Source organism: Stenotrophomonas sp. 364 (assembly GCF_009832905.1).
GTDB classification, from domain to species: domain Bacteria; phylum Pseudomonadota; class Gammaproteobacteria; order Xanthomonadales; family Xanthomonadaceae; genus Stenotrophomonas; species Stenotrophomonas maltophilia_AP.
The window spans coordinates 3,347,153-3,359,570 of record NZ_CP047135.1 but is presented as its reverse complement, the minus strand read 5'-3'; the positions used below and the strand labels follow the sequence as shown (position 1 = coordinate 3,359,570).

The window sequence follows — 12,418 nt, the reverse complement described above, 5'->3', positions numbered from 1 at the left end:
GCGGCTAAGGCAGCGCTTTGGTTGTTCCTGCGGTGAGGTGGCCGGGTGGCCTTGCCCAGGACACGCCGTAAACCCGTCCCTGGGGGCTCGGTGTTGCCATCCATGGCAACACACGGTCCTGGGCAAGGCCACCCGGCCACCTCCGGACGGTTCACCGCGTTGACGGTGGGGAAGAGCTGCCGGGCAGAGCCCGGCACTACGTGTCCTTGCGCCGCATTACGGATGTGCTTTTCATCATCCATTCGCATTGGTGAGGATGAGAGCTGCCGGGCAGAGCCCGGCACTACCGGTGGGCTTTTGCATGCGCGCCGACCAACTGTCGAGTGTGGGGGCCTGTGGGTTCACGGGACCCTGAGCGCCATGGATGGCGCGACGGAGCTTACAGGGACGTACTTGCAGCGTGTCCCGTGAACCCACAGGCGCCCGCACAGCACAGGAGCATCGGCCGTAGGGCTCTGGACCTGGCCTTGGACTTGGCTTTTGGCTTTTGGCTTTTGGCTTTTGGCTTCTGCCTCTGCGTCTGCCCGAAAATTTGCGATGCACCCGCGCAGCCGGGACAATGGGTGTCTGCGCCGTGCGTGGCGCCCTTTCCTTTTCAGCCAAAGAGTTGCCCATGTCCATCGTTCGCATGACCGACCTCGATCTCTCCGGCAAGCGCGTGCTGATCCGCCAGGACCTCAACGTACCGATCGAGAATGGCCGCATCACCTCCGAACAGCGCATCACCGCATCGCTGCCGACGCTGAAGCTCGCACTGGAAAAGGGCGCCGCCGTCATGGTCACCTCGCACCTCGGCCGCCCCACCGAAGGCGTCTGGAGCGAAGCCGAATCGCTTGCCCCCGTTGCCCTGCGCCTCTCCCAGCTGCTCGGCGTCCCGGTCCCGCTCGTGCGCGACTGGGTCGACGGCGTCGACGTTGCCCCCGGCGCCATCGTCCTGCTTGAAAATTGCCGCATGAACGTCGGCGAAGGCAAGGACGACGAAACCCTGGCCAGGAAGTATGCCGCCCTCTGCGACGTCTTCGTCATGGACGCCTTCGGCACCGCGCACCGCGCCCAGGCCTCCACCCATGGCGTCATCCGCTTCGCCCCCATCGCCGCCGGCGGCCCGCTGCTCATGGCCGAACTCGACGCGCTCGCCAAGGCCCTGCTTGCCCCCGCCCAGCCCCTGCTCGCCATCGTCGCCGGCAGCAAGGTCAGCACCAAGCTTGAACTGCTGTCCAGCCTCGTCGGCAAGGTCGACCAGCTCATCGTCGGCGGCGGCATCGCCAACACCTTCATCGCGGCGGCCGGCTACCCGGTCGGCAAGTCCCTGTACGAACCGGACCTGCTCGACACGGCCAAGAAGATCGTCGCCGATGCCAAGGCCCGCGGTGCCGACATCCCCCTGCCCACCGACGTCGTCGTCGCCAAGCAGTTCCTCCCCGATGCCGAAGCCACCGTGAAGGCCGTGGCTGACGTCGCCGAAGACGACCTCATCCTCGACATCGGCCCGGACACCGCCCAGCACTACGCCGGGCTGATCGCCAAGGCCGGCACCGTGGTCTGGAACGGCCCCGTCGGCGTGTTCGAATTCGAGGCCTTCAGCCACGGCACCCAGGCCCTGGCCCAGGCCATCGCCGCCTCCCCGGCGTTCTCCATCGCCGGCGGCGGCGACACCTTGGCGGCTGTCGACAAGTACGACATCGCCGACCAGGTCAGCTACATCTCCACCGGCGGCGGCGCGTTCCTGGAGTTCCTGGAAGGCAAAACCCTGCCGGCGGTCGCCGCGCTGGAAGCACGGGGCGCCTGATGACCCTCGGTCGTCACGCCTTCGTACCGCGCGCGACGCTGTTCTTCGACCTCGATGGCACCCTGATCGACTCGGCGGTCGGCATTACCCAATGCGTGGCGCATGCGCTCACCCGGATGGACCAGCCGGTCCCGCCGCAGGACGAACTGCGGCGCTGGATCGGCCCGTCGCTGCGCACCAGCTTCGCGCCGCTGTTTGCCAACCCGGCCGATATCGAACAGGCAGTTACCTACTACCGCGAACGCTTCGACGTGGTGGGCTGGCGCGAACACGAGGTGTACCCGAGGATCGGCCAGGTCGTGCAGGAACTGCACGACCGCGGCCACCGGCTGGCCATCGTCACCGCCAAGAACGAGCCGCACGCGCGCCGCATCATCGACCACCTGCCGTTTGGCAGCTGCTTCGAGGACGTCATCGGGGCCACGATCGACGGCAGCCGCAGCGAGAAACCGCAGCTGGTCGCCGAAGCCCTGCAGCGCCTGTCGCTGACCCCGGACCAGTGCTGGATGATCGGCGACCGGCGCATGGATATTGCCGGCGCGCGTCATCACGCCATGCGCAATATCGGCGTGTTGTGGGGTTTCGGCGGCGCCGACGAGCTGCAATTGGCCGGTGCGCAGCACCTGGCAAACACGCCGGACGACCTGCTCACGCTGCTCGCCTGAGGCACGCGGCGGCGTCCCGTACGCCGCCGCATGTCGCGCGCAAAGCCAATTGGGTCGGGGCTTGTCGGCATTCGGGCGTCAGCCGATGTCCGCCCGGCGGTCCGCCGGTGTCTGCAGGACAACAGCAAGAGCCAGCTGCCCCAAGGCTGTAAACGTATTCATGGGACGTGAAGGGTGTGCTAATTTCGATCCTTTCCCGGGAGCCCATTTACCATGATTGAGCGTCAGCGTCGCACCAAGATCCTTGCCACCCTCGGACCGGCAACCGACCCGCCGGGCGTGCTGGAGGATCTCTTCCGCGCCGGCGTGAACGTGGTTCGCCTCAACTTCAGCCACGGTGACCCGTCCGGCCAGGCCAAGCGTGCCGCCGACGTGCGCGCTGCCGCGCAGCGCGTGGGCGTGGAAGTGGGCATCCTGGCCGACCTGCCGGGCCCGAAGATCCGCATCGAGCGCTTCGCCGAAGGCAAGATCCACCTCAAGGCGGGCGACCGCTTCGACCTGGTCGCCGCGGCCAACCCGCCCCCGGGCGACACCACCCAGGTGGGCGTGAGCTACCTCGGCCTGCCGCAGGACGTGGTGGCCGGCGACGTGCTGCTGCTCGACGACGGCCTGATGCAGCTGCAGGTCCTGGAAGTGCAGGGCGAGCGCATCATCAACACCGTGCTCAACGACGGCGTGCTCTCCGACCGCAAGGGCCTGAACAAGCAGGGCGGTGGCCTGTCGCTGGGCGCACTGACCGAGCGCGACAAGGAACTGATCGGCATCGTGGCCAAGATCGGCGTGGACTTCATCGCCGTCTCGTTCTGCCGCAACGCGCAGGACATGAACGATGCGCGCGCCATTGCCGAATCGCACGGCTGCTACGCCGCGCTGGTGTCCAAGATCGAGCGCACAGAAGCCATCGAGAACCTGGAAGAAATCGTCGACGCCAGTGATGTGGTGATGGTCGCCCGTGGCGACCTGGGCGTGGAAATCGGCGACGCCGAACTGCCGGGCCTGCAGAAGAAGATCATCAAGGCCTCGCTGGCACAGAACAAGGTGGTGATCACCGCCACGCAGATGCTGCAGTCGATGGTCGAAAGCCCGATCCCGACCCGCGCCGAAGTGCTGGACGTGGCCAACTCGGTCATCGACGGTACCGATGCGGTGATGCTGTCGGCCGAAACCGCTGCGGGCATGTACCCGGTCAAAGCGGTCGAAGCGATGGCGCGCATCTGCCTGGGCGCCGAACGCCAGTTCCAGACCGAAACCGATTTCGGCGCCTCGCCGCGCAACCTGGAACGTGCCGACCAGGCCATCGCCATGGCCACCATGTTCCTGTCCCAGCACGTGGGCGTGCGTGCGATCGTGGCGATGACCGAATCCGGCGGCACCGCGCGCTACCTGTCGCGTTTCCGTGCCTCGGCCCCGGTGTTCGCGGTGACCCGCCACGACGGCGCCCGTCGCCAGATGGCGCTGATGCGCGACGTGTTCCCGATCAACTTCGACAGCCGCGGCTTCACCCCGCGCGAAGCCGCACGCGGCAGCATCCGCCTGCTGGTGGAAGCCAACCAGCTGCAGGCCGGTGACCGCGTGGTGTTCACCAGCGGCGAGCACATGGAAACCCATGGCGCCACCAACACCCTGCGCCTGCTGGAAGTGGGTGAAGACGGGCGCGCCAGCGGTCTGGGCGATCTGTAAAGGAAACCGCCGGGCAAACCCCGGCAGTGCAGCACACGGCGGCGCGGCGGAAACGTCGCGCCGTCATGCGTTGGGTGCCTGAAAGCGTTTCCAGATTCTGTGGACGGTCAGTTCACGGGAGGCGGGGGCTATAATTGCGTTTTTCCCGCACCCGCCACAGGAAATACATGAGCATCGAACAGCTGGCCGAAACCGCCCAGGCCATGGTCGCCCCGGGCAAGGGCATCATCGCGATCGACGAATCCACCGGCACCATCGGCAAGCGCTTCGCCAGCGTTGGCCTGGAAAACACCGAAGAGAACCGTCGCGCCTACCGCGAAATGCTGCTGACCACGCCGAAGCTGAACGAGCATGTCTCCGGCGCGATCCTGTACGACGAAACCATCCGCCAGTCCACCAAGGACGGCGTGCCGTTCGCCAAGTACATGGCCGACCACGGAATCATTCCGGGCATCAAGGTCGACAAGGGCGCCCATGCGCTGGCCGGCTGCCCCGGTGAGCTGGTGACCGAAGGCCTGGACGGCCTGCGCGAGCGCCTGCAGGAGTACTACAAGCTGGGTGCGCGCTTTGCCAAGTGGCGCGCGGTGATCAACATCGGCGAAAGCATCCCGTCGGGCACCTGCATCGAGTCCAACGCCCACGCGCTGGCCCGTTATGCGGCGCTGTGCCAGGAATGCGGCCTGGTGCCGATGGTTGAGCCGGAAGTGATCATGGACGGCGACCACGACATCGAGACCTGCTACGAAGTCACCGAAGCCACCCTGCGTTCGCTGTTCGACGCGCTGTACCAGCAGAATGTGCTGCTGGAAGGCACCATCCTGAAGGCCTCGATGGTCATCTCCGGCAAGGGCTGCGAAGAGCAGGCCGACGTCGAGGAAGTGGCCGAATCGACCGTGATGTGCCTCAAGAGCACCGTGCCGGCGATCCTGCCGGGCGTGGTGTTCCTGTCCGGCGGCCAGAGCGATGAGCAGTCCACCGCGCATCTGAACGCCATGAACCAGATGGGCAACCTGCCGTGGCCGCTGAGCTTCTCCTACGGCCGCGCCATGCAGCAGGCCGCGCTGAAGCTGTGGGCCAAGGACACCAAGGCCAACATCGCCAAGGCACAGCAGACCGTGTACGACCGCGCCAAGGAAAACGGCCAGGCGGCACTGGGCAAGTGGAACGGCTGATACCGGCCTGACCGCACCTGAAAAAAATGCCGGCCTTGTGCCGGCATTTTTTTTGGTTCTTCGGCCTGCCCAGGCGCAACCGTCGGCGGGTTGGGCGCTGGGGCCCATGCCCTTTCCGGCGAATGTCCCCCGGCGTCGGCCTGCAGCCGCCACCTCCTCCTTTATTTCGCCTCCAAGGGCATGGGGCCCCAGCGCCCAACCCGCCGACTCCATCGAACCTCGCCGGTTTGTTTCCAGGTCCACCACCGGTGTGATGGCGTGCCGCACGCATCCATCGTGGCATGGCAGGATGCGCCAGGCCTGGGCGAGAAGGGAGTCGAAGATGGCATGCCGTTCGTTGTTGCACGCGCTTCTGTTGATGCCGTTGTTGTTTGCCGTGCGTGCACATGCGTCTGCACCGCGCGCGTTTGATGTCATCAGCTACGAAGTCGCGCTTGAGCCGGACATTCAGCAAAAGCGCCTGCAGGGAAAAGTGACGGTGTGGTTCGACGCGGTCCAGCGCGTGCAGACATTGACCCTGGATGCCGGCGAGCTGGACATAGCTTCGGTCACCCAGGGCGGGCGTGCGCTGCAGTTCGAGCAGACCAACGGCCGCCTTCGGATCACGCTGGCCGAGCCGATACCTTCAGGCGCCTTCGGCAACGTTCGCATTGCATACTCCGGCGCGCCCCGCTTCGGGCTGGAGTTCGCCCCCGAGCGCGACGAGGTGTACAGCGTGTTCTCCACCAGCCAATGGATGCCGTCGGTGGATGCGCCGGATGAGCGGGCCCGCCTGCATCTGTCGCTCACACTACCAGCCGGTCTGCTGGCCGCCGGCAGTGGTCGTGCAGAACCACCGCGCACGCTGGCTGATGGCCGAATTGAACACCGCTGGTCGTCCGATAGCGCACTGCCGGCGTACGTGTATGGCTTTGCGGCCGGGCGCTATCAGGAAGCCACCCGCCAGCACGCTGCCATCGCGCTGCGCTTCCTGTCGGTGGATCGAACCCCGGCACAACTGCAGACGCTGTTTGCCCGCACCGGCGACATGCTCGACTTCTTCGCTGCGCGCGCCGGGCTGCCCTACCGTGGTGAGAGTTATCAGCAAGCACTGGTGAAAAGTACCATCGGCCAGGAAATGACCGGGCTGTCGCTGATGTCCGAGGCCTACGGGCAGGGCGTGCTGGACGATCCGGACGACACCGCGCTGATGGCGCACGAGGCCGCCCACCAGTGGTGGGGCAACCGGGTGACCTGCGCCAGCTGGCAACACTTCTGGCTCAACGAAGGCATGGCCAACTTCATGACCGCCGCGTACCTGCAGCATGCGCAGGGCGAGGCGGCCTACCAGGCGCAGGTGCAGGGCTGGCGCACGCGGCTGGATGCGCTGCGCGCCAAAGGCGCCGACCATGCGCTGGTCTATGCCTCCTGGGATGCGCCCACCGCCGACGACCGCGCGGTGGTCTATCGCAAGGGCGCGTATGTACTGCACCTGCTGCGCGGTGAACTGGGGGAGGACGCGTTCTGGCGTGGCCTGCGCGATTACACCGTGGCCAACGATGGGCGCTCGGTGACCACCCTCGACTTCCAGCACGCAATGGAAAAGGCCGCCGGGCGCTCGCTGCAGCCGTTCTTCCGGCAGTGGGTGTACAGCGCAGACACAACGGCGCGCTGAAAACGCAGGTCAAGGCAGGCCCCCGCCGCCTTACGGCAATGACGGCCCATGGATGCCGTTGATGCTGGCATCGGAAGAGAAGATGAAACGGTGCTCGACGCGGCCGTCCTTGCCGTCCACCGTCACATCGATCATTAAATAGGCGGGCGTATTGCCGGCCAGCGACAGCGACTGCCGCCACTGCTCCACCTGCGCCGCATCAGTGCGGCTGTCCGTGGAGATCGTGCCCGCACACAGGCTCAGCCCGCAGGCAAAATTCTGCATCGACAGCCCCGGGGTGTCCTTCAGTGCGGCCTGCATTGTCCGGGAATACGCGTCGGTGAGTTCCGCCGCTTCCGGGACGCGCATGGACTGCTGGGCGATCAGCGACAGGTAGTGATCGAACGCGTCGCCCTGCAGCGCGAGCATGGCCTGGTCGAAGGAGAGTGCCGAGCCCTGCAGCATCGCCGATTCGAAAGCGAGGTAGGGCGTTGCGCTGGACGCATGGGCCATCGACGGCGACGCCTGCTGCGCGGCGGGCGCACCTGCGTCATGCCTGTTGTGGGGCAGCTGCGGTGGGCGCGTCCCCGACGTGGCTGACGCTGCCGCGCCCACGCCGGGCAGGTTGGCCACGGACCGTGGCTGCAGGACGTACCAGGCACCGACCAACAGCACGACCACCGCCAGGCCGATTCCCCACCGCGTGCTTCCCTTGCGCATCCCCTTCTCCGTATTGGCTGCCGAACCCCTGCGCCACAACCGCGTGGTACAGCGCAGACACTATCGGCGGTACGCAGGTGGAAATAGAACACAGTTCACGTTTCGATTCGCGGCATGCGCAGTACGCTGGATTGAGATGCATGCGGCCTATCGGTTCAAGCATCTACATACGCGGTCTACGATGGCCGGGGAGCGTGTGCGGAAGGGCGCGCGATGCGTCTGCTGCCGTCCGGCGTTGCGGCTGCGCCATATTTCATCGGAATGGAACGTTCTTCCCAACAGGAGTAGGAGTGATATGAAGCGTCAACTGTTTCCCGGTGTAGTGGCCGTACTCGTTGCAGGGGGGCTGCTTGCGGGCGCCGCATTCGCGGCCACCCAGACCATCACCGCCAGCACCCGCAACGGTGGCTCCACCCCGGGCAGCGCCACGGCCACCTCGGCGTCCCGCGTCACCTGTACCCAGGCGTCCGGGGCAACGGCGGGCACCATCCCACGCTGCAGCCTGCAGGCCCCGGGCTGGAACGGCGTGGTGGAAGTGGGGAAGTCGATCGGCACCACGGGCGCCGGCAATGTGGTCCTCAACTGCAACGGCAGCTACCCCGCCAACGGCGGCCTGAGCTGCACCGCGCAGATCGACGATACGGTGTGCACGGCATCGCAGACGATTTCCGGATCGGCCAGCGGCGGCAGCTCGTATCGCGGGCTGGCGGCCGTCAAGGCCAATGCCACCATCCAGTGCGTGTCCGCTACGGGTGGGACCGGTGGCACAACCTGCGGCATCCAGGCGCCGGGCGCGAATGCGTCGATGACGGCGGGCCAGACGATCACCTCCTCCGGGCCGGGCACGGTCGCGCTGTCGTGTGGCGGTCAGTATCCCGCGTCAGGCGGTGGGCTGAACTGCACCGCCCAGATCACCCAGGTCTGCCCTTGATCGAGGCGATGTGAAAAACGCCGGCGATGCCGGCGTTTTTCCTGCATCAGGCGCGTGCGCTCAATGCGACGCGGCCAATCCTGCGTCGCCCAGTGGTGGCATCACCAGCGGGCGAGGCTCGTCAGCGGCCTGTCCTGCCGATGCCAGTGCCTGCAGGTAGGCTTTCGCGGTGGCCGTGTTGAAGGCCACCAGCACGATCCGCTTGGGCTGTGCATGGCTGCGTTGCCACGCCAGGGTTTCGGTCACGGCCACCTGTGCCGCCTGGTGGATCGGGTAGCCGAATACCCCGCAACTGATGGCCGGGAACGCGATCGACTGCAGGCCCAGCGTTTCGGCGAGCTGCAGTGACTTCCAGTAGCAGTTGGCCAGCAGGGCCGGTTCGTCGCGCTGGCCGTCCTGCCAGACCGGGCCCACCGTATGGATCACATGGCGGGCCGGCAGGTTGTAGGCCGCGGTGGCACGCACCTCGCCCGTGGGGCAACGCATGCCCGGGCGGATCTCGGGCAGGGCCTGGCATTCGGCCAGCAGCGCGGGACCGGCCGCGCGATGGATCGCGCCGTCCACACCGCCACCGCCCAGCAGGGATTCGTTGGCCGCATTGACGATCGCATCCACCGCCAGGGTCGTGATGTCGCCCTGCCACACTTCGATCTTCATGCGTGCCGCTCCTTGATACTGAAACCGGGTCCATGCAACGGGTGACTGCTTTCCCGCACGTTACCGGGCGGGGGATCTAGGCTGCGTCATCATCGTCTCAGGCGACGCGACCCGATGTGCGGCGCCCTGCAGTTCACACGATGCGGTCCATTGCCTTCACCGTAGATGAAGGCAATAGCGATAGCTGAATACGAAGACGCCCACCGGGCGGTGGGCGTCTCGGGCTCCTTCAAACCAACGCGGGGCTCAGGGCAGACCGGCCAGCCAGTCGTCGTCGGAGCCCTCGTTGATGTCGGCAAACAGCGGGGTGGAGAAGTAGCGCTCGCCGGTGTCGGGCAGCATCGCCAGGATCACGCTGCCCTTCTCGGCCCGGTCGGCGATGTCCAGCGCGCTGGCCACCGTGGCCCCGGCGGAGATACCCACGAAGATGCCTTCCTCGGCGGCCAGCCGGCGCGAGGTCTCGATCGCGCGCGCATCGTCAACCGTCAGCAGTTCGTCGTAGACACCCCGGTTGAGCACCTCCGGCACGAAGTCCGGGGTCCAGCCCTGGATCTTGTGCGGCTTCCATTCCTCGCCCTTGAGCAGGGCGGCCCCGGTCGGTTCGGTGGCGATGATGCGGGTGTCCGGGCGGGCCACCTTCAGTACCTCGCCCACGCCGGTCAGGGTGCCGCCAGTGCCCCAGCCGGTCACGAAGTAGTCCAGGCGCTTGCCGGCGAAGTCGCGCAGGATCTCCGGCGCGGTGGTATTGCGGTGGTAGGCCGGGTTCGCCGGATTGGCGAACTGGCTGGCCAGGAACCAGCCGTGCTCGTCGGCCAGCTCCCTGGCCCGGCGCACCATGCCCGAGCCGCGCTCGGCCGCCGGGGTCAGGATCACCTTGGCCCCGTAGGCGCGCATCAGCTTGCGGCGCTCGATGGAGAAGGTTTCCACCATGGTGGCCACGAACTTGTAGCCCCGGGCGGCCGCCACCATCGCCAGCGCCACGCCGGTGTTGCCCGAGGTCGCCTCGACGATGGTGTCGCCGGGCTTGAGCACGCCGCGCGCTTCGGCGTCCAGGATGATCGCCAGTGCCAGCCGGTCCTTTACCGAGCCGCCGGGGTTGAACGACTCCACCTTGGCGTAGACGGTGACGTGGTCGGGGGCGATGCGGTTCAGGCGAACCACCGGGGTGTTGCCGATGGTGTCCAGGATCGAGTTGTACAGGGCCATGGGAATGCTCCAGGGAAGTCCGTTCACCGCGCCCGGCGCGGCAGGGGGAGGGCAGGGCGGGGATGCTCCGGCAGACCGTAGCCCCGGCATATGCCCCCGGGAAATGACCTGATACCCTTCTTAAACAACATTTGGTTATAAGCTGGTGACGGCAATTGCCCTACAGTCGGATTGCCCTCCCTTCGCCTGCCGTGCCACACGCCCATGACGCTGACCCAACTCCGTTATCTGGTGGCCATCGCCGACGCCGAGCTCAACATCACGCTCGCCGCGTCGCGGGTGCATGCCACCCAGCCTGGCTTGTCCAAGCAGCTCAAGCAGCTGGAAGACGAGCTGGGCTTCCTGTTGTTCGTGCGCAAGGGGCGCAGCCTGGAAGCGGTCACGCCGGCCGGCGTGGAAGTGATCGGCCGCGCGCGCGCCGTGCTGGGCGAAGCCAACAACATCCGCACCTACGCGGCCAACCAGCGCCGCGAGAGCCAGGGCCAGCTGGTCCTCACCACCACCCACACCCAGGCGCGCTTCGTGCTGCCGCCGGCGGTGGCGAAGATCAAGCAGGCCTACCCGCAGGTCAGCGTGCACCTGCAGCAGGCCGCTGAAAGCGATGCGCTGGACCTGCTCAGCCAAGGCGATGCGGACATTGCGATCATTTCCACGGCTGGCGCCGAACCCAGCGCCGGTATCGCCATTCCGCTGTACCGCTGGCGGCGTCTGGTGCTGGTGCCGCGCGGGCATGTGCTGGACCGCCCCGGTGCCGCGCCGGACCTGCAGGCGCTGTCCACCCAGCCGTTGATCAGCTATGAATCCTCCACCCGCGGCAGCTCCTCGTTGCAGCGTGCCTTTGCCAGTGCCGGGCTGACCCCCGACATCGCGCTGACCGCGCTGGACGCGGATCTGATCAAGACCTACGTGCGCACCGGCCTGGGCGTGGGCCTGCTGGCGGAGATGGCGGTCAACGCCAGCGACGAAGACCTGCGCGCGTGGCCGGCCCCGGCCCCGATCGACGAGTGCATCGCCTGGGCGGTGCTGCCGCGTGACCGCGTGCTGCGCGACTACGCGCTGGAGCTGGTGCACGTGCTCGCCCCGCAGATCGACACCCGCGACCTGCGCCGCGTCATCGACGGCAACCAGGAGGCCAACTGGCCGCTGCCGCCGACCTGGGAATCGCTGACGCAGACCATCACCGTCTGACAGGTTGCTCGACCAACGGTCGGGCGCTACCGCGGCACGGGACGCGGGTGCCACATATCACCGGACACGCGCGGCACATCGCGCCCGGTTGGAACCACACATCGCACCCACGGCCCAGTAGGTGCCGACCGTTGGTCGGCACATCGCCTCCGACACCGCGCATGCCGCCCGCATTCGCTGCGACGGTTGGTCGCAGGGCATCGGGCCGCCCGGCCCACGGTCGGGCGCTACCATGACCGGGTGAATGTCCGCCGTCGCCCGTATGCCGTTCTGCTGCAGCTCGCCTTCGTGGCGACGCTGCTGATGGCGCTGGCGCCGCTGGTCAGCCGTTGGCAACAGGCGCATGCCGATGCGCCGTTGATGCTGATGCCGTCGGGCATGGCCCATGCCATGCCGGTTGCCGATGCTCCCGCCGACCCGCACGCCGGGCACGGCATGCCGGCCTCGCACCAGCACCAGCACCAATCGATGCCGATGCACGACATGCCGATGCACGACATGGCCACGCACGCCGCCGCCCCGTCGCCGAGTGCACCTGCGCCGCCGCTGGACGAACACGCCGGTCATGGCGAGGCGTGCGAGTACTGCATGATGGCCTCGCGGCTGATGCCGTGGCTGGCGGTGCTGATTCTGTTGCTGCCGGCGCTGCCGGTGATCGCCCCGACGGTGCTGCGCGCCGTCGCCACACCGCGCAGCCTGCGCTGGCCCGCGCATGCCGCACGCGGCCCGCCGCTGAACGCCTGAAACCGCCGATGCCCTTTCCTGCTGCGTGACGCC

At 67.2% G+C, this 12,418-nt stretch carries 11 protein-coding genes; 8 read left to right on the top strand and 3 right to left on the bottom strand.

Features of this window, described 5'->3' with window-relative positions:
* Positions 1-613: 613 nt before the first annotated feature.
* The 5 genes from GQ674_RS15170 (at position 614) to GQ674_RS15150 (ending at position 6,960) form a co-directional block, all read left to right on the top strand.
* Positions 614-1,789 (top strand): phosphoglycerate kinase, encoded by a 1,176-nt coding sequence (locus GQ674_RS15170; protein WP_159497742.1) that lies wholly within the window; start codon positions 614-616, stop codon positions 1,787-1,789.
* Entirely contained in the window at positions 1,789-2,454 is a 666-nt protein-coding gene (locus tag GQ674_RS15165) for an HAD hydrolase-like protein (protein ID WP_159497741.1), read from the top strand. The genes GQ674_RS15170 and GQ674_RS15165 overlap by 1 nt, the downstream gene beginning before the upstream one ends.
* Before the next feature lie 213 nt (positions 2,455-2,667).
* The gene (pyk, locus tag GQ674_RS15160; RefSeq protein ID WP_128098086.1) at positions 2,668-4,134 is read left to right on the top strand and encodes a pyruvate kinase; all 1,467 of its coding nucleotides are present in this window, start codon (positions 2,668-2,670) and stop codon (positions 4,132-4,134) included.
* Positions 4,135-4,301: 167 nt separating this feature from the next.
* Positions 4,302-5,306: a class I fructose-bisphosphate aldolase gene (locus tag GQ674_RS15155; protein ID WP_159497740.1), complete on the top strand. Its 1,005-nt coding sequence runs from the start codon at positions 4,302-4,304 to the stop codon at positions 5,304-5,306.
* Between the two features lie 322 nt (positions 5,307-5,628).
* On the top strand, positions 5,629-6,960 hold the full coding sequence (locus GQ674_RS15150) for a M1 family metallopeptidase (RefSeq protein ID WP_236546097.1): 1,332 nt from the start codon (positions 5,629-5,631) through the stop codon (positions 6,958-6,960).
* 30 nt (positions 6,961-6,990) lie between these two features.
* On the opposite strand, the gene GQ674_RS15145 is transcribed toward GQ674_RS15150, so the two are convergent.
* Positions 6,991-7,659 carry a hypothetical protein gene (locus GQ674_RS15145; RefSeq protein ID WP_159497739.1) on the bottom strand — a complete coding sequence of 223 codons (669 nt, stop codon included), beginning with the start codon at positions 7,657-7,659 and terminating at the stop codon, positions 6,991-6,993.
* A 295-nt stretch (positions 7,660-7,954) separates the two neighbouring features.
* On the opposite strand from GQ674_RS15145, the gene GQ674_RS15140 reads away from it, so the two are divergent.
* Positions 7,955-8,590, top strand: a complete 636-nt coding sequence (locus GQ674_RS15140) for a hypothetical protein (protein WP_159497738.1) — start codon at positions 7,955-7,957, stop codon at positions 8,588-8,590.
* A 60-nt stretch (positions 8,591-8,650) separates the two neighbouring features.
* Here GQ674_RS15140 and GQ674_RS15135 read toward each other — a convergent pair whose 3' ends face one another.
* Both GQ674_RS15135 and cysK read right to left on the bottom strand, forming a co-directional pair.
* Complete coding sequence (locus GQ674_RS15135) at positions 8,651-9,247, bottom strand: O-acetyl-ADP-ribose deacetylase (protein WP_128098081.1); 597 nt, start codon at positions 9,245-9,247, stop codon at positions 8,651-8,653.
* A 246-nt stretch (positions 9,248-9,493) separates the two neighbouring features.
* Complete coding sequence (cysK, locus tag GQ674_RS15130) at positions 9,494-10,453, bottom strand: cysteine synthase A (protein WP_159497737.1); 960 nt, start codon at positions 10,451-10,453, stop codon at positions 9,494-9,496.
* 204 nt (positions 10,454-10,657) lie between these two features.
* Here cysK and GQ674_RS15125 point away from each other — a divergent pair, with 204 nt between their 5' ends.
* Positions 10,658-11,641, top strand: a complete 984-nt coding sequence (locus GQ674_RS15125) for a LysR family transcriptional regulator (RefSeq protein WP_038686579.1) — start codon at positions 10,658-10,660, stop codon at positions 11,639-11,641.
* Between the two features lie 240 nt (positions 11,642-11,881).
* Complete coding sequence (locus GQ674_RS15120; RefSeq protein ID WP_236546096.1) at positions 11,882-12,385, top strand: DUF2946 family protein; 504 nt, start codon at positions 11,882-11,884, stop codon at positions 12,383-12,385.
* Positions 12,386-12,418: the final 33 nt, after the last annotated feature.

What these genes read in the sequence shown, in the direction of transcription:
- GQ674_RS15170 (WP_159497742.1), top strand. Translation starts at nt 614, where the DNA reads ATGTCCATCGTTCGCATGACCGACCTCGATCTCTCCGGCAAGCGCGTG.
- GQ674_RS15165 (WP_159497741.1), top strand. Translation starts at nt 1,789, where the DNA reads ATGACCCTCGGTCGTCACGCCTTCGTACCGCGCGCGACGCTGTTCTTC.
- pyk (WP_128098086.1), top strand. Translation starts at nt 2,668, where the DNA reads ATGATTGAGCGTCAGCGTCGCACCAAGATCCTTGCCACCCTCGGACCG.
- GQ674_RS15155 (WP_159497740.1), top strand. Translation starts at nt 4,302, where the DNA reads ATGAGCATCGAACAGCTGGCCGAAACCGCCCAGGCCATGGTCGCCCCG.
- GQ674_RS15150 (WP_236546097.1), top strand. Translation starts at nt 5,629, where the DNA reads ATGGCATGCCGTTCGTTGTTGCACGCGCTTCTGTTGATGCCGTTGTTG.
- GQ674_RS15145 (WP_159497739.1), bottom strand. Translation starts at nt 7,659, where the DNA reads ATGCGCAAGGGAAGCACGCGGTGGGGAATCGGCCTGGCGGTGGTCGTG.
- GQ674_RS15140 (WP_159497738.1), top strand. Translation starts at nt 7,955, where the DNA reads ATGAAGCGTCAACTGTTTCCCGGTGTAGTGGCCGTACTCGTTGCAGGG.
- GQ674_RS15135 (WP_128098081.1), bottom strand. Translation starts at nt 9,247, where the DNA reads ATGAAGATCGAAGTGTGGCAGGGCGACATCACGACCCTGGCGGTGGAT.
- cysK (WP_159497737.1), bottom strand. Translation starts at nt 10,453, where the DNA reads ATGGCCCTGTACAACTCGATCCTGGACACCATCGGCAACACCCCGGTG.
- GQ674_RS15125 (WP_038686579.1), top strand. Translation starts at nt 10,658, where the DNA reads ATGACGCTGACCCAACTCCGTTATCTGGTGGCCATCGCCGACGCCGAG.